The sequence below is a fragment of the Leptospira selangorensis genome (assembly GCF_004769405.1).
GTDB lineage: Bacteria > Spirochaetota > Leptospiria > Leptospirales > Leptospiraceae > Leptospira_B > Leptospira_B selangorensis.
This window is the reverse complement of record NZ_RQES01000010.1, coordinates 445,397-467,274: the sequence shown is the minus strand read 5'-3', so window position 1 is coordinate 467,274 and position 21,878 is coordinate 445,397. Positions and strand designations below refer to the sequence as shown.

19 protein-coding genes are annotated in these 21,878 nt (G+C 39.4%); 11 read left to right on the top strand and 8 right to left on the bottom strand.

What is annotated here, in order from left to right:
• Positions 1-16 precede the first annotated feature (16 nt).
• Complete coding sequence (locus EHO58_RS07825) at positions 17-1,231, bottom strand: nitrate/nitrite transporter (RefSeq protein ID WP_135679553.1); 1,215 nt, start codon at positions 1,229-1,231, stop codon at positions 17-19.
• A 338-nt stretch (positions 1,232-1,569) separates the two neighbouring features.
• Between EHO58_RS07825 and EHO58_RS07820 the strand changes: the two genes are divergently transcribed.
• Positions 1,570-5,082, top strand: a complete 3,513-nt coding sequence (locus EHO58_RS07820) for a nitrate reductase (RefSeq protein ID WP_135679552.1) — start codon at positions 1,570-1,572, stop codon at positions 5,080-5,082.
• Positions 5,083-5,114: 32 nt separating this feature from the next.
• Here EHO58_RS07820 and EHO58_RS19545 read toward each other — a convergent pair whose 3' ends face one another.
• The 6 genes from EHO58_RS19545 to EHO58_RS07795 all read right to left on the bottom strand — a co-directional run bounded on the left by EHO58_RS19545 (position 5,115) and on the right by EHO58_RS07795 (position 10,529).
• On the bottom strand, positions 5,115-5,291 hold the full coding sequence (locus EHO58_RS19545) for a hypothetical protein (RefSeq protein WP_165780219.1): 177 nt from the start codon (positions 5,289-5,291) through the stop codon (positions 5,115-5,117).
• 243 nt (positions 5,292-5,534) lie between these two features.
• A complete protein-coding gene (locus EHO58_RS07815) occupies positions 5,535-5,948 on the bottom strand; it encodes a nucleoside-diphosphate kinase (protein ID WP_008593886.1) in 414 nt (137 codons plus the stop codon).
• Between the two features lie 13 nt (positions 5,949-5,961).
• Complete coding sequence (gene coaD / locus EHO58_RS07810) at positions 5,962-6,447, bottom strand: pantetheine-phosphate adenylyltransferase (RefSeq protein WP_135679551.1); 486 nt, start codon at positions 6,445-6,447, stop codon at positions 5,962-5,964.
• A complete protein-coding gene (locus tag EHO58_RS07805) occupies positions 6,444-7,655 on the bottom strand; it encodes an argininosuccinate synthase (protein ID WP_100722202.1) in 1,212 nt (403 codons plus the stop codon). Before EHO58_RS07805 ends, coaD begins: the two co-directional genes overlap by 4 nt.
• An 87-nt stretch (positions 7,656-7,742) precedes the next feature.
• Positions 7,743-9,323, bottom strand: a complete 1,581-nt coding sequence (locus EHO58_RS07800) for a DUF2779 domain-containing protein (RefSeq protein WP_135679550.1) — start codon at positions 9,321-9,323, stop codon at positions 7,743-7,745.
• Positions 9,324-9,371: 48 nt separating this feature from the next.
• Positions 9,372-10,529: an ACP S-malonyltransferase gene (locus tag EHO58_RS07795; RefSeq protein WP_135679549.1), complete on the bottom strand. Its 1,158-nt coding sequence runs from the start codon at positions 10,527-10,529 to the stop codon at positions 9,372-9,374.
• A 277-nt stretch (positions 10,530-10,806) separates the two neighbouring features.
• Here EHO58_RS07795 and EHO58_RS07790 point away from each other — a divergent pair, with 277 nt between their 5' ends.
• From EHO58_RS07790 to EHO58_RS07755, 8 genes are read left to right on the top strand one after another with little or no spacing between them, the layout of a single operon-like run.
• Complete coding sequence (locus EHO58_RS07790; protein WP_135679548.1) at positions 10,807-11,739, top strand: ABC transporter ATP-binding protein; 933 nt, start codon at positions 10,807-10,809, stop codon at positions 11,737-11,739.
• A gap of 3 nt (positions 11,740-11,742) precedes the next feature.
• Positions 11,743-12,471, top strand: coding sequence for an ABC transporter permease (locus EHO58_RS07785; protein ID WP_135628079.1), 729 nt, complete (start codon positions 11,743-11,745; stop codon positions 12,469-12,471).
• The gene (locus EHO58_RS07780) at positions 12,468-14,405 is read left to right on the top strand and encodes a motility-associated ABC transporter substrate-binding family protein (RefSeq protein ID WP_135679547.1); all 1,938 of its coding nucleotides are present in this window, start codon (positions 12,468-12,470) and stop codon (positions 14,403-14,405) included. The genes EHO58_RS07785 and EHO58_RS07780 overlap by 4 nt, the downstream gene beginning before the upstream one ends.
• Positions 14,395-15,507 carry a DUF4340 domain-containing protein gene (locus EHO58_RS07775; protein ID WP_135679546.1) on the top strand — a complete coding sequence of 371 codons (1,113 nt, stop codon included), beginning with the start codon at positions 14,395-14,397 and terminating at the stop codon, positions 15,505-15,507. The genes EHO58_RS07780 and EHO58_RS07775 overlap by 11 nt, the downstream gene beginning before the upstream one ends.
• Positions 15,507-16,136, top strand: a complete 630-nt coding sequence (locus EHO58_RS07770) for a hypothetical protein (protein ID WP_135628082.1) — start codon at positions 15,507-15,509, stop codon at positions 16,134-16,136. Before EHO58_RS07775 ends, EHO58_RS07770 begins: the two co-directional genes overlap by 1 nt.
• Positions 16,133-17,533 (top strand): UDP-N-acetylmuramate--L-alanine ligase, encoded by a 1,401-nt coding sequence (locus tag EHO58_RS07765; protein ID WP_135679545.1) that lies wholly within the window; start codon positions 16,133-16,135, stop codon positions 17,531-17,533. The genes EHO58_RS07770 and EHO58_RS07765 overlap by 4 nt, the downstream gene beginning before the upstream one ends.
• The gene (gene pheS / locus EHO58_RS07760) at positions 17,530-18,555 is read left to right on the top strand and encodes a phenylalanine--tRNA ligase subunit alpha (protein WP_135628084.1); all 1,026 of its coding nucleotides are present in this window, start codon (positions 17,530-17,532) and stop codon (positions 18,553-18,555) included. Before EHO58_RS07765 ends, pheS begins: the two co-directional genes overlap by 4 nt.
• A gap of 1 nt (position 18,556) precedes the next feature.
• Positions 18,557-18,982, top strand: a complete 426-nt coding sequence (locus EHO58_RS07755; protein ID WP_135628085.1) for an acyl-CoA thioesterase — start codon at positions 18,557-18,559, stop codon at positions 18,980-18,982.
• Positions 18,983-19,019: 37 nt separating this feature from the next.
• Here the strand turns inward: EHO58_RS07755 and EHO58_RS07750 are convergent, their stop codons facing one another.
• On the bottom strand, positions 19,020-19,481 hold the full coding sequence (locus tag EHO58_RS07750) for an SRPBCC domain-containing protein (protein ID WP_244241100.1): 462 nt from the start codon (positions 19,479-19,481) through the stop codon (positions 19,020-19,022).
• A 136-nt stretch (positions 19,482-19,617) separates the two neighbouring features.
• Here EHO58_RS07750 and EHO58_RS07745 point away from each other — a divergent pair, with 136 nt between their 5' ends.
• Both EHO58_RS07745 and EHO58_RS07740 read left to right on the top strand, forming a co-directional pair.
• Complete coding sequence (locus EHO58_RS07745) at positions 19,618-20,415, top strand: helix-turn-helix domain-containing protein (protein ID WP_135679544.1); 798 nt, start codon at positions 19,618-19,620, stop codon at positions 20,413-20,415.
• 102 nt (positions 20,416-20,517) lie between these two features.
• Complete coding sequence (locus EHO58_RS07740; RefSeq protein WP_135679543.1) at positions 20,518-21,867, top strand: hypothetical protein; 1,350 nt, start codon at positions 20,518-20,520, stop codon at positions 21,865-21,867.
• Positions 21,868-21,878: the final 11 nt, after the last annotated feature.

Sequence of the window (21,878 nt, the reverse complement as noted above, 5' to 3'; positions counted from 1 at the left end):
CTTTTAAGGAGTCGGCTTAAGCCGACTCCAATTCTAAGGATTCGTTTTTTCTATTTTTTTCCCAAACATAAGTGTTCATCAGGAATAGAAGGAAGGCGGATAACGCTACTACTACGGACAACACTACGAATCCGACGGAGAAGGTTCCGGAAATCGCTTTCAAACTTCCTAATAGATTCGGAACGAAAAATCCTCCCAAACCTCCGAACGCACCTATAAATCCAGTGATGATCCCGATCTCTTTGCTGAATCTAAGAGGAACGAGTTGGAATACGGAACCATTCCCTAAACCTAAGAAGATCATTAAAGTGATGAATGTAGGAAGGATGATCCCTACGGAAGGCAACCAAGAGACCGCGATTAGACAAGAAGCAACTCCAGCGAATACTCCAAGTAAAACCGTTACTCCGCCAAATTTGTCGGAAAGATATCCACCGATAGGGCGAACTAAACTTGCACCTAAGATACAATAAGATGTATAAAACCCTGTGGTGACTTTATCCACACCATATTGGTCATGGAAGAAGATAGGAAGGAAGCTTGCTATACCTACGAATCCACCGAACGTTACGCTATACAGCAAACAGAAGAATAAAGCGTCTCTGGATTTGATAGGTACCAAATATTGTTTTAAAGGTTTTTTGGAAATTGTTCCCGGACAATCTTTTGCAAAGAATAAGAAGAATACGAAAGCAAAAGCTAAAGGAATAAGAGCAAGACCGAAAACTGCATGCCATCCGAAGTTTCTTGCAAGATCAGGAGCGAAGAATGTAGCGATCACAGATCCGCTGTTTCCAGCGCCTGCGATTCCCATTACTAAACCCTGGTATTCTTTAGGATACCATCTACTAGCTAAAGGAAGAGCAACTGCAAAGCTTGCTCCTGCGGTTCCTAATAATAATCCTACAAGGACCACTTCAGGAAGAGTATGAGCGAATTTCCAGCCAAGTAGTAGCGTGAGCATTGTGACGCCCATTCCGCAAAGACCCACAATCTTAGATCCATAACGATCTGAAAGTAGACCCATAGGGATCCTTAATAATGTTCCTCCTAATAAAGGAACAGAGACCAACATCCCTTTTTGAGCAGGGCCTAATTTGAATTCTTCTGAAATAAAGACGCCTAAAGCGGCAAGCAGCATCCATACCATGAAGCTGAAGTCAAAGTATAGAAAGGAGCTCACGAGCGATGGAAAGTGACCTAAGGATAGAAATTCACGAAATTTTTTCATTTAAAGCTCTCCGTTAACGAGCAGAAACGCTCACATAGATCTTATAGCAAAAGTCGTGCCAAGTTTTTGGAAGAGTTTTTGAAAAATCTTATATTAAGATAGAATGATATAAAAATTTGGATTAAGACCTTCTTTTTCGAACGCATATATAAATTCACTCGCGATTGAATCTAATAACATAGGATAAAATTGCTAGAAATTACGCACATTTTGTACATGATGCTTAATTTAAAAGCGCACAATTTGAAATCGCTCATTTTCTATTCTGAAATACTGCAAGTTTAGTCGAATCAAATATAAAATTTATATATTGGCATGAAAATTGCTATAAATTGGTTGTGAATACAGAAAATGGATTTCGAAGTACCTGTTCCTATTGTGGGGTCGGATGCGGTGTATTGATTCAAAAAGAGAGTGAGACTAGTTTTACGGTCCAAGGAGATCCGGATCATCCTGCGAATAAAGGAATGCTCTGCTCAAAAGGGATGAATCTGCATCACACCGTTTTGGATAAAAGCGACAGGCTTTTACATCCAATGGTAAGAAATCCTAAAACAGGAGAATTACAAAAGACCGATTGGGATTCTGCGTTAGGGGAGATCGCTTCTCGTTTTAAAAATCTGATCAAAGAACACGGACCTGATTCGGTAGGATTTTATGTTTCCGGACAATTATTAACGGAAGAATATTATGTGGTGAATAAACTCACCAAAGGTTTTTTGAATACAAATAATATAGATACTAACTCCAGACTATGTATGAGTTCTGCAGTTGTAGGTTATAAGATGTCCCTGGGTGAGGACAGTGTTCCTATCTCTTATGACGATATAGAAATTGCAGATTGTTTTTTGATAGCAGGTGCAAATCCGGCTTGGTGTCATCCGATTCTTTTTAGAAGAATAGAAGCCAGAAAAAATTCGGACCCGAATGTTAAGATTATCGTTGTCGATCCAAGAAAAACCGAGAGTTGTGAGAACGCGGACTTACATCTTCAAATTATCCCGGGAACTGATATATTATTATTCAATGCAATTGCAAGAAGCCTGATAGAGACCAATTCTTTAGATCCCAATTTTATCAAATCACATACGGAAGGTTTCGAAGAGCTGAAAGAAAAAGTTTTTTCTATCAGTATGAAAGAATATGCGGACTCTTGCGGAGTTTCAGAAAATTCGATCCGAGAAGCGGCGAGTTTAATCTCTGATTCAAAAGGATTTTTAACTCTTTGGGCAATGGGCCTGAACCAAAGTGTAGTTGGAGTGAATAAAAATTTAGCATTAATCAATTTGAATCTGATCACGGGTAAGATAGGCAAACCTGGGTCCGGTCCATTTTCCTTAACGGGACAACCGAATGCTATGGGAGGAAGAGAAGTAGGCGGGCTATGTAATCTTCTTCCTGCTCACAGAAATCTTGCAGATGAAAATCATAGAAAGGAAGTAGCGGATTTTTGGGGAGTGGAATCTATTCGGGACAAGCCGGGTTATTCTGCCACAGAGATGTTCGAAAATCTCAAAAACGGAAAGATGAAAGCTATCTGGATTATTTGTACAAATCCAACGGTAAGTCTTCCGGATGCAAGAACGGTGGAGGCGGGACTTAGGAATGCTGAGTTAGTAGTTGTCCAAGATATTTCAAATCGTCATGAGTCCATTCCATTTGCTCATTATGTGCTGCCTGCTGCAGGTTGGACAGAAAAGCAAGGTACCATGACAAACTCAGATAGAAGAATAACGTATCTACCTAAAATTTTCAATCCTCCTGGAGATGCAAAGGCAGACACTTGGATACTAACAGAGTTTGCAGAGAAGATGGGATTTGGTCCTTCTTTCAATTATAAAAATGAGGAAGAAGTTTTCCTAGAACATTGTCTTCTTACTAAAGGTACAAATCTGGATATCGGAGGTTTGGATTATTCTATCTTACAAGATAGAAGATCCGTGCAATGGCCTTTCCCTTCCAAGGATCATGAGGGAACTCCAAGATTATTTTCCGATGGAAGGTTTTATCGTCCTGGCGGAAAGGCAAAAATACATTCGGTAGAACCGGAAGATAATTCAGAAAAAACGAATGAGAACTTTCCTTTAATTCTTACCACCGGAAGGATCAGGGACCAATGGCATACAATGACCCGCACCGGAAAGGTGAGAAAACTCAAAGAACATAAGAGAGAACCTTATCTTGAGATCCATCCGATTGACGCGAAAGAAAGAGACATTATAGAATCGCAGATTGTAGAAGTCAAAAACGAAAGAGGAAGTGTTAGAGTTAGGGCTACTATTACCGAAAGTATCCGACAAGGTACCGTATTCTTACCTATGCATTGGGGAAGAAAAAATGGAAACGATGAGGCAAGAGCGAATAATCTTACAAGTTCAAAGTTTGATCCGTTTTCCAAACAACCAGGTTTTAAAATTTCGGCAGTAGAAGTTCTTCCTTACAAAAAACCTAAGGAAAAAATACTGATTATAGGTGGAGGCAACGGAACTATTGCTTTCCTGAGAAAGTTCAGAGCGATCTCTCCCGAGGATGAGATCACAGTATTATGTAAGGAAGAACATCCATTTTATAACAGAATTCTACTGCCGGATCTGATCAGCGGAGAAAAACAATTTTCTCAATTATCTGCGGTCAGCGAAGAAGAGATCGAATCCTGGAATATTGAGGTTAAATCATCTATTTCCGTCTCGGAAATACTTCCGGAAGGGAAGAAGGTCAGAGATTCCCAAGGTAATTTATATTCTTATAATAAACTGATAATTGCAACCGGCAGTAGACCTTCTATCCCCAAGTATATTCCAGAGAAGATGTTGGGCGTTTTTAGCCTTCGTTCCAAAAACGACGCAGATCGGATCAAAGGGTTTTTTGTCCCCAATACCCATGCGTTGATCGTAGGCGGAGGTTTGCTCGGTTTAGAACTTGCTGCTGCATTAAGATCTTTGCATGTAAATGTGACTGTTCTTGTGAGAACGGATCGATTGATGTCCAAACAATTGGATGAGATATCAGGAGAAATTTTAAGGAAAGAAGTAGAAGCCAGAGGGATCCAGATCTTATTCGATACCGAAATTTCAAAAGTGTACGGAACTGAAAGACTGGAAAGTATTAAGTTCAGAGACGGCTCTAGCATACGCCCGGATGGGATTGTATTCGCAGTAGGAACGGTCCCGAATTTGGAATTAGCAAAAGAAGCAGGGATCAATTGTAAGTCTGGAATTTTAGTGAATGATTTCTTACAATCCAGCGATCCGGATATTTACGCAATAGGAGAAGTCGCTGAACATTCTACTGGAATGTATGGAACCGTTGCCGCCACGGAAGAGCAGGCTGAGTTCGCAGCTTGGCATATGTACGGATACAAGATTGGTTCTTATTCAGGATCAATGCATTCAAATCTTCTTAAAATCCCCGGCTTAGAATTGGTGTCATTGAGATTGCCTGATGTTCCGATGGACGAGGCAGGTCCAGAATACGAAGAGATCGTATTCTTCGATAAAAGAAAGGGCCGCTATAAAAAATGTATTATCAAAGGAGATCGTTTAGTAGGAGCGATCTTGGTTGGGGACAAGTCGGAGTTTTCAGAATTTAAGGCGATGATCTCTTCCGGTATTGAGCTCGGAGATAAGAGAGATAAACTTTTGACCGGATCTTCTCCGCTTAAACCTCCAATAGGTGCATTGGTCTGTTCTTGTAATGGAGTAGGAAAAGGTAATATAGAAGAAGAGATCCGAAATGGTGTATGTGATCTTAAAACTATATCTGAAAAGACAGGAGCGGGAACTGGTTGTGGAAGTTGTAAACCTGAGATAATGAAAATTTTAAGAGAGTCCGGAGCGGTCGCCCCGGCTTAAAGAACTTTTAAAAGATAGAAGAAGGATTAGGATTACTCTATATCCAGATCTATATCGGGTTTTTCCGCTATAAAATCGTCTTGGGAGTAGATCACTTCCAAAACATCGTCCATCCAATCCGGGGAGCCGTCGAACAAAGTATCCTTTGTTCTGTATTTTTCTATGATACGGCTATGCTTAATGATCTGCTCTTTGGTCACTGCGTTCATATTATTAGCTTCGGTCGAAACGGTGGTTTTATTTCGCCTACGTAGGAAAAATAGAGAAAGATATTTCCAAAAAGTACAAGAAAAATTCGTTATAATCCGGATTTTTTTCTCCGACAAGAACGTCGATCGAGAAGGCTCTTTATATAGAACGAATGTTAGGTTGTTGTATATTAGAAGATAATAATAAAAAACCCGGTGGTCTTTTCAGGGACACCGGGTCTATAAAGGGAAAGATCGGTTCTATTAGAACAGTTCGTTTCCTTTGAAGAAGAAGCTAATCTCTAATGCAGCGTTATCATCAGAATCGGAACCGTGCACTGCGTTTGCTTCTTTGCTTTCCGCAAATAGAGCTCTGATAGTGCCTGCAGCAGCTTCTTTCGGATCGGTAGCTCCGATCACATCTCTCCAATGTTGAACTGCATTGTCTCTTTCTAAAGCAGCTGCAACGATCGGGCCGGAAGACATATAGCTACAAAGGTCATTATAGAAAGGGCGAGCGGAATGCACTTTATAGAATTGTTTTGCATCTTCCAGGGAAAGTTTAAGATATTTAAGTCCTAAAATTTTGAATCCTTCTTTTTCGATTCTTTGTAGGATATCGCCGACATGTTTGTTTTTCACTCCGTCGGGTTTGATCATGATAAATGTTCTAGCCATTTTTATTCCTTAGTTACTTGTGGTATAATTTTTTAAGTAATGCTTTGCTGACGTGATCCGGGACCTGGGCGGATACATCCCTTCCATGTCTTGCCACTTCTTTTACGATTGTAGAAGATACGAAAGAATAGTCGTTTGAGGACATCAGAAAGATTGTCTCCACATCCGGAGCAAGTTTCCTATTCATTAGAGAAATTGCATATTCGTAATCAAAATCAGTGACTGCTCTAAGTCCTCTGATGATACTTTTAGCTCCTCTCTTTTTACAATAGTCCACTGTCAGTCCTTCGAAAGTGTCTATTTCCAGATTTTCCCAACCCTTGGTTGCTTCTCTGATGAATTCTATTCTTTCTTCGATGGAAAAAAGGAGACTTTTATTGGAGTTTACCGCGACACCGATGATCACTTTGTCGAATAGACCTACGGACCTGTGGAGAATGTCCAAATGCCCTCTAGTTAAAGGATCGAAGGAGCCAGGATAAACAGCAATTCTTGTCATTTTTTTCTCAGCCTTGCAGCTTCTTTTGCAGGTAATCCGTAAAGGTTGATAAAACCTTCCGCATCTTTCTGGTTGTATAACTCTTCTTTTTCGAAAGTTGCCATTTCCGGATTGTAAAGTGAAACGGAGGATTTTCTTCCTACGATTATGCAGTTTCCTTTATATAATTTCACTTTTACGGTTCCGGTCACGAATCTTTGAGTTTCAGAAATGAATGCTCTAACTGCAGCCATTCTGGAAGAGAACCAATGTCCATTATAGATTAACTCTGCAAATTCTGCGGATAATTTATCTTTATGATGTTGTGTGTCTCTGTCTATGGTGATGGATTCCAAGTCTCTATGTGCGTGGAACAGAATAGTTCCACCTGGAGTTTCGTATACTCCTCTGGATTTGATTCCTACTAGTCTGTTTTCTACGATGTCCACTCTTCCAATTCCGTGTTTTCCACCGATCGTATTTAGAGTGTCTACTACTTCATAAGGATCCATTTTTTTACCATTCACCGCTACACAATTTCCCTCAACGAAGTCGAGTTCTACGTATTCGGGAGAATCCGGCGCCTTCTCCGGAGAAACGGTAAGAAGGAACATATCCTCATTCGGTTCTCTATAAGGATCTTCTAATATTCCACCTTCGTAAGAAATATGCATCAGGTTCCTGTCCATAGAATATGGTTTGGAAGCGGTTACAGGTACCGGGATACCTTTTGATTTTGCATATTCTATTAGGTCGGCTCTTCCTCCGAAGGACCAGGTCCTCCAAGGAGCTATGATTTCTTTTTCGGGAGCTAATGATTTGAATGCTAATTCGAAACGAACTTGGTCGTTTCCTTTTCCTGTGGCCCCGTGAGCGAATGCATCTGCTCCTTCTTTTTTGCCGACTTCTGCCATTGCTTTTGCGATCAATGGTCTTGCTAAAGAAGTTCCGAGCAAATATCTCATCTCGTAGATCGCGTTTCCTTGGATTGCAGGATAGATAAAGTCCCTTGCGAATTCTAAACGAAGATCTTCTATATAAACTTTGGAGGCTCCGGTCTTAATACCTTTTTCTTCCAGGCCTGTGAGCTCTTCTTTTTGGCCTACGTCAGCGGTAAATGCTACCACTTCACAACCGTAGGTTTCCTTAAGCCAGGTGAGAATTACGGATGTGTCCAATCCGCCTGAATATGCTAATACGATTTTCTTTATGTTCTTTTGAGCCGCCATTCTAAGGATAGGGAAATCGCTGGACCCCTCCCGACAAGTCCGATTTTGGTTGGAATTCCTACGGAAGAATCGATCCGGAAGGATTTATTATAATTTTCCGGACCAGTTTAACTTCTCCGCTAAAGCCCTAAGGATTAGGATTAAAGCGTAGGTGTCCATCTTGCAATAAGCAATCAGGTCGGACTCTACTCTCACTCTTTCTTGGTCCGAGACATTCTCAGTTTTAATCCTTAAAAATTCGGAGTTAGCGATATGCCCCGCGTTGATCGTAAGTTCTTTGTAATTTGCGCCGGTAAGGACAGGAAGAACAACCTTTAAAGAAGTGGTTCCTTCTTGGGCGGGATGATAATAATCGTAATCCCAAAACGGTTTTGCTAGATCCGAAAAATCAGGTTCTATGGATTGGAACCATTCCTTATATTTTGGATAAGCTTGGACCGATTCTTTTAAACAACGTTTTTCGAAACTATCATTGAATGCGAGAATGGTCCCTCCCGGTTTGATCTGGGAAGAAAGTGATTCTAAGATACCAAGTCTCGGGTCCTTATCGTGATCGTCTATATAGGTATATTCTTCCGGTTTTTCTGTCAGATCTTTTCGGATCACATGCAAAGAATATAGAAAAGGGACATGTTGGAAAGGATGAGTATCTTTATATACAGGAACAGGCGGATTGATCGTTTCAAAATCCAAACAATATAAAGGAAACTTTAACTGATTTAGATAAGCTAAAAGTGAATCTTTATCTAAATGTTCTTTTCCAGTTTTTACGGCTTCTACTTGTATTTTTTGGCGATGAGTGAATTCAGAATCCGGTTCTACTTCGGATAAATTTCGGATTCCTTGGTTCCAAAGAGTTAGAGTGAGGTCTTTTCCTTCTCTCAGAGTAAATAGATCTCCTGGAGGCGAATCTGAATAACAGGATTCCGGATGGATACAATTTCTGGGATGATCGCAATGTTTGGAAAAGGTGATAGAAGGAATTTTATCTTTTTCTAATACTTCTAATAGATTGTATGCTTTTTCTTTGGTGGCTTCCAGGTTTGCCAAAGTTTCTTTGCTGCAATCCTTTTTGTGAAATAGTCGATTCGGATCTATTTCGGTTCCTGTATAAGAATATTCGGAACTTACAGTCCATACTTGGGTAGAACTTACCTTATATCCTGCTTCTTCCAAAACCATTCTTATAAAAGAAAGTTCGGAAATATGAGTTCTTTTAGCAGAGGAAGATGCCTTGATGATAATTGCCTGCCAACCTTCTTCATTAGGAATTAGAAAGTCCGCTCTTGTGTCGAAAAATTTTGTTCTAACACAAGCACCTTTGACTGATTGTTTTGAATCTAGATAAGATCTGGTTTTGGAATCTTTATATCCTGCATGTTTTGCATCCGGGAAAAGATTACCTGCGATATCTTTGAGTAAGGATTTTTGTTTGGGAGAAATGAACTGATTGGAAATGTCGAATTCATGATTCGGCTCTTTTAGAAATTTCCAAAATTGTAATTCACAATACTGGCCCGTTTGGAAAGCGGATCTTCCTAAAAGAGGAAGTTCTTTTTCTCTATAAGGAGCAAGAACATCGAATAAAAGTTTTCGTCTGAATGTTTCCGGAAAGAGAAAAGACAACCGCCGAATCGAGGTTCTTAGTAATTTAGGAACCGAATCCATGGCGGAGTCTTTTCTTGTCCGAAGGGAGAATTTCCTAGATCGGAAAGTTTAAGCCAAAAGTACCTTGATGTCTTTCGGGCTGGATGCGCTGTAAATTTTGTTCTCGGAAGTTCCCAAGTTTGCTTGGGTTAATTTTTGAGAAACAACGCTCGGTCCAAAATCGATACCGACTAACTTAGGAGTTTTCACAAAAGTAGTGGTCGCTTTGTCCCAGTAAAGAGCTTTGATCAAAACTTCTCTGAATAAAGGTAAGCTGATGTCTGCTTCGTTTTGGTAGTTTCTTCCATCAAAGATAGAATAGACCGGGATCTTTAGATCGGAACCTTTATAGCTGAATCCGATTCTTTCCATATCTTTTGGAACAGTCTTTTCAGACTCGTCCATAATAGGGCAATGGAAAGGTGCAGTAGTTCTTAAGTAGACGAATTTTACTTTTTTCTCATCCATCTCTGCTTTGAACTTTTTGCGGAAAGCAAGAAGAGCTTCCGGATTTCCGGAAACGATATTTGAATCAGGAGTATTGAATAAAGAAACATAAATTGCTTTAGTTCCGCTGAGTCCGAGTTCTGCATTTGTCTTCTGAACTCTTTCGGAAAGTTCAGCAGCACTGTAACCGATGACTGCAACCATTGGAGCAGGTTGTTTATCTCCGATCTCTTCGTTACCTTTTAGAACTTCTTCAGAAGGATTAAAAATTCCGTAAAGTTCCTGAGCTCTATATCCAAGATATAGAACGAATTTCAAAAATTTAACGTATTCTTTGTAGAAGTCAGCGCCTTCTTTTCCTAATGCGATTAATACCGCAGGAATGATCCCTTGGCTATGACCGGTTGCTCCAGAAGCGTTTGCGATCAGCTCGGAAGTGGTGAAACCTTTATTAACTAAAGAGACGTAATTTGCTGTTTGAGTGAGGAAGATACCTACAATAGAAACTGTAGCGCTGCAGAGATAGTTTTCGTCCGGAGCGGATTCTGGATTTTTGATCCAGGATTCGAAATCATATCCTTGAGAGATGATATCTTTTCTTAAGCTAGGAACTTCTTCCGCTAGAGCTTTGAAAGCCGTATCAAACAATTCTTTTAAAGAAGGATCTGTTTCGTAAAGTTTAGAAAGTTCCTTCAACCAAGGAGAACCCTGGCCCCCAAATTGCAAAAATAGTTTATTGCCTTGAGCTTTTGCTTCGTTCAAAAAGTTTGCTACTGCCATACAATGCCTTGTTATAAGTCGTTAGAAGATGCTTTTCTTTCCAGCCTTGGGTTCGCAATTCTTTTTTAAAGAGCTTTTTCGTCCTAAATAGCGTTCGTAAAGAACGACCGTTCCATTAAACATCCGTTTATTCCTTTGAAATCTCTCAAAACCTTGTGGTTAGGTCTTTCTCCGGGAAAATGATTGACCTAGCCAGGTCCACATGAGGTTATTCTTTCCAAAACCCTTCTAATTAGAAATATCTTCTAATCTCCGGTAGGACCGGACAGAAAACAATATGATAAAAGTAAGGAACCTTTCCAAATTTTACGGAGAGAAATTAGCCATTGATCGTCTGAATTTCGAACTCAAAGAGGGAGAAATTGTAGGCTTACTTGGCCTTAATGGTGCAGGAAAAACAACCACGATCCGGATACTCACCGGTTACCTAATGGCAACCGATGGATTATGCGAGTTCAACGGACTTAACACATTCGAACATCCTATTGATGTAAAGAAGAAGATCGGTTATCTTCCGGAAACTCCACCTCTTTATCCTGAATTGACTGTGAGTGAGTATCTCACTTTCGCCGCTAGGATCAAACAGATCTCTGAAGAAGATATTTCTTCCGAATTGAATCGTGTTTTAGGTCTTACGGATCTTACCCAGGTTAAGGATAAGGTGATCGAAACTCTTTCCCTAGGATTCAGAAAAAGAGTGGGGATCGCTCAGGCTATTTTAGGAAATCCTGAAATTATCATTATGGACGAACCTATCTCGGGCTTGGACCCGAAACAAATAGTAGAAATTCGTAATCTAATTCATGGCCTGAAAGAGAATCATACCATTCTTCTTTCCAGTCATATCCTTCCTGAAGTTTACAAAACATGTAATCGATTCCTTTTCTTACATAAGGGAAGATTGGTATACCAATGTGATCGTCAGGAATTAGAAAGAGAGATGGAAAACCTTTCCGGTCTTGAAGTGACCTTATCAGGAAAATCTAGATCGGAAACTGAAGCCTACCTGAATGGGGTCGCGAGCAGGTCTGGCGCAACATTCAAATTCGTGGGAGAAGATTCAGTAGGTTCTACTTTTCTGATCAATACGGCCTCCGAAAGGAAGTTTAAAGAAGAATTATATTCTGGAATTTCTTCTTCCGGTATCCTGCCTGAATTTATTCGCAAGCAGGATGTGACCTTAGAACAAATCTTTATGAACAAGGTTTAATTCATGTTTCGAAATATTAAATGGATCTTCTGGAAAGAAGTCAGGGTATTTTTTGGTACCTATTTGGCTCCTTTGGTTTTAGGCGGAACTGCGTTCTTAAATTCATTATTCGTATTGATCCTGAATTTTAACTCAGGAACAAATTACACCGAAACCACAATCATTACTTTTATCTCCTTCATGAGTACAATGCTGATCGCTATGTTGATCGTTGCAATGGGCTCTATCACGGAAGAAAAAAACAGAGGAACGTTGGAGTTCCTATTTACCGCTCCTATTTCAGATATGGAAATCGTAGTAGGTAAGTTTTTATTCGGAACATTCGTATGTGCGATTATCTCTGTCGCGGTTGACGGACTTTTTCCTTTGTTCCTTTATTTCTTCTGGAAGGCTCCTTTATACATAGTTGCTTCCGGAACTATCGGAGTGTTCTTACTCGGTTTATTCACTTTTGCAGTAGGATTATTCGGATCCAGTTTGGGAAAAAATCAGATGATCTCTCTTTTGATCTCGATCGCGATCCTGTTAACTCTTTGGGTGATCGGATACTTCTCCCATTTATTCGATGCTGCAACAAGAAGTGTCTTGTTCCACTTGCATATATTCACTCACTTTATCAGTTTTTCGAAAGGAGTGCTCCCGTTGAGCAGTACCGTTTTCTTTATCAGCGGAACGATCTTCTTTTTGTATCTGACCGTAAAAGTTTTGGAATCTAGGAGATGGAGAGGATGAAATCAAATCTAATTTCCAGAATTCTTTCCTGGGCATCGATCGTATTATTATTACTCTTCTTCCCGATCTATGAATCTTTTTCAAGCGCGGGACTAAGATGGGCGGCTTCAATCATCGTATTATCAGTCATCGCTGGGTCAGGATTTTTATCTTATATAGGTTCTAAAAAAGAAGATAAAGAGATCAATTTACTCATTTCTTCCGGACTTGGGATTATTTCTTTAGGGATTTATTTCCTGAGAGTTTATTTAGAAGATCTTTCTTTGCAAAAAGGAGGAACCGCTCCTTTTTGGATCACAAACTTAAGAGAATTCCTTTTGGTCTTCTTGGTACTATTCGTATTAGGAAGTGTATTCTTAGGAATATTGAGAGAATGGGAAAGAAGTTCTTTTGAGAACCAATCCAGCCTCAAAGGAAGAAAACAAAGCCTTGTTAGGGACTTTTTCCTCGGGACAGGGATACTTCTTCTTATCTTAATATTAGCGAATTATATTTCCGTAATGAGAAATCATAATTTCGATCTAAGCTCCAAGGGAGTTCATTCCTTCTCTATTGAAGCTAAAAAGATCTTAAAAGAAATTCCGGATGGGGCAGAAGTAGACGTGATCGCTTTTTATCCTCGCCCGCTAGATAGTACAGCCAGAAATGCGGATGGAAGTTCCTCTCTCGCATTAAAAAGAATTCGCCCAGATCTGGAAATTTTACTTAGCCAATTGGTTTCCGTTCATCCCGGATTTAAAGTAAAGTTCATCAATGCAGATGTGGAGTTGGATGAGATCGCCGAATTCGGACAAGTTTCGAATGGGAACGTTTTGATACGCTATCGTAAAGCTGGCGCAACATCAGGGCCGTATCCTGAACAAAAGGTCGGAGTTAAAGATAAGTCCGAGCTAGAGGATTTGGAAAGAAGATTGGTCCAAGCATTCATGAATGTTACCACTAAAGAAAGAAAGGTATACTTCACGGAAGCAAATGGAGAAAGATATTCTCAAACTTTCCAAAATCTTCCAAACGAAAAGTTAGTTCGTTTCACGGATGCATTATCCTTTTTGAATTTCAAATCCACAGGGATCGGTTTCCAAAATAATTGGCCTCCTAAGATCCCGGATGACGCTGAGTTTCTTGTTATTGCAGGACCTACTGTTCCATTCTCTCCAGAAGCAAGGGCTTCTATTTTGGATTTTGTTTTTAAGAAGAAAGGAAAACTTTTCATTACGATCGAACAAAGAGGTGGTGAAGGTTTCGATTGGCTTTTAGAAGCAGCTGGATATTCTTATACGAAAGGAAATCTTTCTCAGAGTCCAAGTAGGGCTCCCGGTTTGATCTTAACTAAATCATTCAGAGATCATGCGATCGAAGAGTCTCTTTCCAAAAAGGATACTGGGATTGTTTTCCCTTACGGAGGGTATTTTGAACAAAAACCTCCTAAAGATCCAACAGACATAAAGTTAGATGCTTCTATCCTTTTGGAGACCGGCGGAGATGTTTATTTAGATAAGAACGGAAACGGAAAACAAGAGAAGGAAGAAGAGAAAAAAAATCTTCCGATCGCTTTAGTTTTAAAAACTAAATCTGCGGTTCCGGTAATTCCGCCTACAGATCCGAATGTACCTCCGACAACATTGCCTGAAACAAAATCGGAAAACGAAGGAAGGATCGTGATCTATTCCGGAACTTCTTGGATCACTAACCAATATATTCCTTACGAAGCAAACTATGAACTTGCTGGAGCTTCAGTAACCTGGATGTACCAAGACGTTAGTCTTCCTGCGATCGCTCCTAAAAAGGAAGAGATTGAAACTGTTTCCTTAACAGACGGACAGAAAAGAGCAGTTTGGATTTTGGGAATGTTCTTATTCCCCGGACTCATTGCAGGTCTTGGTTCCATCTATGTGATTAAACGTAAAAAGGCCGGACAGAAAGATGCGAAATAAACTCTATCTACTCGGCTTAGTCGTAGTTTTATTATTTCTGGCCTTCTTCCTTTTGGAAAAAACTAAAGAAGATGCTAGCGAGATAGAATATTGGAAACTTTCTTTAGATCGGATAGAATACTATCCACCTAGCGAACAATGGGTAGAAAGAACCGGAGATAAATTTTATTCTAAACCTTTTACTATTTCAGTGAAAGAAGGGATCAAAAAGGGAGAAAAATTTTTCACAGTATCGAACAAAGATGCTGAAACCGGAAAAGATATTGAATACGAAGGCGGTTATAATTCTGAAAATACCGCCAGAGATTTCGGAACTTATAGAGTTAAAGGAACGGAAGAGATCTTAGAAGGGATACAGATCAAGGAATCTTTACAACTTGGAGAAGATTCACCTAAATTAGTTTTCTATTCCGGAAATATTTCTAAAACTTTAAGAATAGGAAAAAAACATTCTTTAGGTTCAACTAGAGTGATCCTGCATGAAGGACCGATCCGTAATATTCTAACTTCTTCTTCATACCTATTCGATAAATTCCAAAAAGGTCCTCAGGATTTCCGTCAAAAAAGTATTCTGACATTGAATAAGGAATATGTAAAAGAAATTTCTTATATAGATGAGAATGGGACTTCTATCCGTATCGATAATACTCCATACGAATCCAATAGTGTTAAAAAGAATTTTTGGCGCAGGCTTTCCGGAGAGATTATATTACTCGAACCGAAGCTGGGAGAAGATCTGTATAGATTTATGACCGGCCTAAAGGTAGAAACTTTTCCGGATGATGAGAATGGCGCGGGCTTTGGTATAGGAAATATTCTGGCTCCTAACTCGGAGAAGTCCGAATTTTCTTTAGCGAGTGTGAAGGTTTCGATTTCCGACGGAAATGAGATCGTATATCGCTTTCATAAGGAAACTACCATAGGAGATAAAAAATTAACTCCTGTGATCCGAATTATAAATTCTAATTTTAAAGAACCTCCTGTTTATGTGGTCGCAAACGCGTTTGCTCAGATCCAAACTGCTGCTAAGGCAATCAAGGAAGCAAAAGCGATTGTAAAACCTGATAAATCTAAATCTGGAAATACTTCTCGGAAAAAATAATGTTTTTAATCACACCGAACTCGGAACTTACAGAAGTAGAAAAATCCAAACTTTCACTCTTAGAGAAAATTTTTAGGGCACCTACGGAAGCTTTTGATCTGTATCTTAGAAATGTTTCTCTAGGCAGAAAAGAACTATTAAGATTACATTATGCACTTTGGGTTCTTGCTCCTATTTCCAAGATCGCAGGCAATCTGATCAAAATTATTTTGGATCTTGTTTTCGGAAATGAGGTGGATTTTAATCCATTCTCCGGAGTGATTACTTCTCTCATCATCTATCCTGTTTTACTATTGGTAGTTTCTCAGTATGATGTTGTTAGAGTGTTTTATAGAAAAGTAGATCGTACAAAAGGGGAGAATTATCCTGCTGCGGATGTTTTGACTCTTGCATTTTTGGCATTCTCTTCTTCTTCGGTGTTTTGGATCTTACCGAGTCCGATCAACTTAGGACTGATTGGGATTTCTTTTTTGTATTCGATTTATCTTTCCTATATCGGAATGAAACGAGTTAGCGGCCTAGACTCTAAAGAAATTCTAATATTCTTTCTTTTTGGAACTGCTTATCTTTTAAGTATTTCTTTAGTCTTTGTATTCATCTATAATATCATTAGGACATTATTAAATTGAAAATCCATCTGATAGGGATAGGCGGGATCGCAATGGGAAACCTGGCTTCTATGTTAAGAAGTCTAGGTCATGAAGTTTCCGGTTCTGATGCTGGAGTATATCCTCCGATGTCTGATAAATTAAAAGAGTGGGGAATCCCTTACTCCGAAGGTTTTGATGCGGAGAGAGTCAAAGGTAAAGATCTAATCGTAGTCGGAAATGCAATCTCCAGAGGAAACCCGGAAGTAGAAGAAGTCCTAAATTCAGGATTGGAATATGTTTCCATGTCCGCCGCTTTAGAAAGATATATTCTTGCAGGAAAAAAAGTAGTCGTGGTCGCAGGAACCCACGGTAAAACCACAACCACATTTTTAATCCATCATTTACTGAAAGAAACAGGATTGAACCCGGGATTATTCGTGGGTGGAATTCGTAAGGATGGATTTCCAGGTTTTGAATTCTCAAACGGAAATTATTTCGTAATCGAAGGTGACGAGTATGATACCGCATTCTTCGATAAGGCATCCAAATTTCTACATTATAGACCGACCTATGCAGTGCTAAATGCATTAGATTTTGATCATGCGGATATCTTCAAAGATATCGGAGAGATCGAAACGATGTTTTCCAGATTACTTAGGCTTGTTCCAGGAAACGGAAAAGTATATTATTGGGCCGGAGCTCCGAATCTAAAAAGGATTTGTGGAGAAGCTTCCAAATTTGTGAATTCGGAAGCATTTGAATTTAATAAAAAGGATTCGATTCTCACTTGGAAGAAGGGCGAATTATATTCCGGGCACAGACTTCTTCGTCCGGGATTTTTCGGAAATCATAATTATAGAAACGCAGAAGTTGCTCTCAGGGTCTGCGAAGAAATATTAAAAAAAGAAAATATTCCTAACGCAAAAGAGAAATTATTGGATGCTTTGGAATCTTTCCCCGGCGTAAAACGTAGACAAGAGATCTTATTCGATTCTGCCAGAAGTATCCTGATCGAGGATTTTGCCCATCACCCTGTGGCGGTGGAAGAAACAATTCGTTCCGTTAAGCAGAGATTTCCCGGTTTTAAAATTATCAGTCTATTCGAGCCAAGAAGTGCTACTTCCCATCGAAACGTTTTCCAAAAAGAATATTCTTTTGCGTTTAAGGGTTCTGCTGTGACCATGATTACCGAAATTTATAATCTTAAAAAGGTCTCCAAGGATAGCCGTTTGGACGTTAAAAAGCTGATCTTGAAACTTCCAAAACATTCAGGCACCCTTCCGTTTTACTGCAAGGACCCCAAGGATCTGGTCCAGAAAGTTCGGAAAATCCTTCCCCAATTTGAGAAGGATAAAATCCTGATCCTAGCCATGTCCAATGGGGCTTTCGGCGGAATTTATCCTTCTTTGAAGGAATTGGTCGGATCTAGAAAATGAATCTATCGGAAGAATTAGACAAAATTTTTGAAGAAGCAAATCGTTTGATCGGATCTTCCGTCGACGAAGCGGATCTGGACAAAAATAAGAACGAGTATCTTGGTAAAAAAGGAAAACTTACCTCAGTACTCAAAAACCTGGCTTCTTTATCTATCGAAGAAAAGAAAACCGTAGGCCAAAAGGCAAACGACTTATCTAAAAGTTTAGAAGAGATCGTTTCCAAAACCAGGGAAAATTTAAAGACCAAAGGTTTTAGAGAACAATCCGAAAAAGAATGGTTCGATGTTCTTCGTCCTTTAGGTGAGGCTGAACCAGGTACATTACATCCTATTACGAAAATTCAATATGAGATCGAGGACATTTTCACTTCGATGGGTTTCGAGATCTGGGATGGACCGGAAGTAGAAACGGATTTTAATAATTTCGGAGCTCTGAATTTTACTGACGATCACCCTGCAAGAGATATGCAGGATACTTTCTATCTAGAAAATGGAAATCTTCTCCGCACGCATACTTCTGCGATCCAAGTACGTGCATTAAGAAAATTGAAACCTCCTTTTAAAATCATAGGACCTGGACGCGTATTCCGTTATGAAGAAGTGGACGCTTCCCACGAAACGTCCTTCTATCAGATAGAAGGAATGGTAGTAGGAAAGGATATCTCTGCGGGCAATATGCTCTACACGATGGAAGTCCTACTTTCCAAAGTTTTCGAAAAAGAAGTAAAGACCAGACTAAGACCTGGATTTTTCCCTTTCGTAGAACCTGCTTTCGAGTTGGATATCAACTGTCAAGTTTGCGGAGGAAGCGGTTGTTCCGTATGTAAACAATCAGGTTGGTTGGAGTTGATGCCTTGTGGTTTGGTTCACCCGAATGTTTTCAAATTGAACGGTTTAGATCCTAAAGAATGGACAGGATTTGCATTCGGGTTAGGGCTTGATCGATTGGTGATGATGAAATACGGGATCCATGATATCCGTTATCTGCATTCAGGCAATCTAAGATTCTTAAAACAATTCTAATATGATTATCACTCCGATCCAAACCAGATGGAACGATTTGGATCCTTTCGCTCATGTTAACAACGCAAGATACATGTCCTATTTTGAAATAGGAAGAGTGGATTATTGTTCTAAGAAGTTCAATACGAAAGATATCTATGATGTTCCGTTCTTACTTGCAAGAATGGAAGTGGATATGCTTAAGGCTGTTGAACTATTTCATCCGATAGAAGTTTGGACCTGTGTTTCTAAAATAGGGAATAAATCTTGGGATTTTACTTCCTTGATACGACATACCGAAACTAAAGAAATTTTTACTAAGGCAAAAACAGTCCAAGTATCTTACGATCATAGAAACAAAACTTCGATCCCGATCCCTGATTGGATCCGCAAAATTTTGGAAGAAGATTTGGAGAAATTCAAAACCATATTTGAAAAAGCGGATTGAATTCTCCATTCTGATAATACTTTCTAAACTTAGTTTATCAATCTTCTCCCATTGGAAGTTCCAAAGGTTTTCCCGTTTCTGCCAAACTTTTGATAGAAGATAAAACTCTCGCCCATCCTCCATCTGCAGAACGTTCATAAGAAGGATCACCTTCTTTAATTTGATCATTCACTAGTTTCAATCTGGTCAATTTACCGTACGGTTCCAACGTATAAACTGTTCTGGATTCAAAGTTTTTGTAATGTTCTCCATATACCGAGCCTACCAAAAGAATCATAGATAAAATTTTATTCGGAACAATTTCCAAAATTTTTCCTTCTACATGGACTGTTTTTTCCCCTGAGAGTCCCGGGCCTACGTATGCGTAATTACTTCCTATTTTGAAATCGGATTCGATCCCACATCCGTGAAAAATTTTGCTACTTTCTTCTTTAGAAACTAAAATGTTCCAAACAAGTTCCGGTTTAGCTGCTATATAAATTTCATATTTAATTTCCATATTGTCTCCTTTAGTTCGATCCGATCGATCTCCTTCTCATTTTTGTAAGAAGAAGAATAGCAGAGCACTAAACAAAAAGATTGTAAAAACGCGACAAATGCGGAGAATTTGGAAGAAATAAATCCAGAGTTCGATCTTGAAAACAGACTTAAACAAACCCAGGGGTATCATCAAATCCATTACAGGGGAGAATTGGAGTTTAACTAGAAGTGCTCCTTCTCCGGGCTTAAGTTTTTTCGTAGAACATTATTGGTCTGTCCGATGGGACATGAGAGAAGCAGGACCTATGGTCCAAGAAAATCTTCCTCACCCTTCCGTTCATTTGGTCTTTGAAAAAGAGAACACAAAAATTTTCGGAGTGGTTAGCGGTAGATTCGCGCAAAGGTTAGAAGGAGAAGGCAGAGTATTCGCGATCAAGTTTAGGCCCGGTGCATTCTACCCATTTTATAAAAGATCAGTATCAGAAATCACTGATAAGACAATTCGAATTGAAGAAGTGTTTGGAACTCCGACAGAGCCCTTAGAAAGAGAAGTATTTGAATTGGATTCAGAATCCGATCTTGTACAATTTGCGGAAAATTTTTTATACGAAAGGCTTCCTGAAGAAGATGAAACAATCACTTGGATCAATGAGCTGGTTGAAAAAGTTTCTAATGATAGATCTATCTTGAAAGTGGAAGATATGGTCCGACTTTCCGGAATGAATAAACGATCTCTACAAAGGATATTCAATCAATATGTGGGAGTTAGTCCTAAATGGATAATCAATCGTTATAGAATGTTCGAGATCTTAGATCGAATTACCAAAGACACTGATTGGGTTGAGTTAGCATTAGAATTGGGATATTTCGACCAGGCGCATTTTATAAAAGATTTCAAAAGAATGGTGGGCAAAAGTCCGGAAGAGTATTCCAAAAGTATTCCGGAATCTTAAATTGATCTATAACCTGGGGGATAAATAGGAGTTTCTATATAGGAAATAAATTCTTTACAAATTCTGAAAAATCCCCATCTTTTGCCTCCTTTGGATGGCCCGATGAAACGACACTTCTTCTCAACGATTTTATTATTCCTCTTCACTTTTCCTATCTGGTCTCAAGCCGCAAACCTTTGGCAGACGATTGTAGGGGGAGAACAATTCAGCGGCATGGTTGCTAAAGATTGTCCTGAAGATCTGCCTGGATATTTTGTTCCATTGAAAGATGGAAGTTCAGTCTTGGTCGGCTCTGCAAATGATTGTGGCCGTGTTGATACAAACGCGCTCGCGGCTCAGAAAAAATATTCAAATGCTTGGGCCGCTAAGATAGACGGAAACGGAAGTCCGGTTTGGTGGAGATATCTTTTTACATCTAAACCTGTAGAACTTGGCGGATATACTCAGAGTGTCTTAACATACGAAAGTGTATTTGCAAAACTCTCAAGTGAAACTTCTGACGGTGGTTTTGTTACGATCGGCACCATAGGTTCGGTAGAGAAAAAACAATTGATCTTCATGAAGTACGACTCCGACGGAAAACTCGTTTGGGAAAGATTCATACTTCCGAAAGAATTCTGCGATTCTTTCTGTGGGGAAACGGATGTGGGAGTATATCATCTACACGAATTATCCAATGGAAAATGGACAGCAATTGTTTCCGTTCAATCTCGTGTCGAAAAAGAAACAAAAGAAGGAAATAAAACAACTGTCACTAGTACCATAGAAACCGCTTATTTATTTGTTCGGTTTTCTAAAGACGGAGATCTTAAGTCTGTAAAACATCTGAAGGATATCAAAAACTTCCCTCAAGCTAGTTTAGGATTTTCTGATGGAGGAGTTCTACTTGCAGAGAATACCAATGTCCAGTCCGGAAAAGAGTCTCAAAAGGATGTAATCTTACATAGGATCGACGAGGATGGAAAGCCGGTTTGGAAAAAACAATTTGGGAAACCAGGGATAGAAGAATGGGCTTCTAGGATCATTCCGCTTTCCGACGGAAATTTACTTTTTGCAGGAGCCGTTGCTTCTAGTCCGAGGAACAATCAAGCTTGGTTAATGAAATTAAGCCAAAGTGGAGATTTGCTTTGGGAAACCGTTCACAAAACGGAAGGGCTAGGTTTTTTAACGGATATAATCGAAACTCCTGAAAAAGAATTCATGAGCATTTCTGCAGATGGAGAAGGGCCCTTACGTTTGGTTAAATTTTCCGCAGACGGTAAAAAACTATGGGAGAAAAAGAATACGAAACGATTGTATTTGGCATATCGTATCATAAATGCCCCAGACGGATTCATAATTGCGGCTTATACCAAAGGAAAGCCTGCGATTTATACTGATGCAATCCTGATCAGAACGGATAAGGAAGGAAATCTTTCAAAGGATGCGGTTCGGAAAAATTTTCCGAATTAAAAGATACGAAC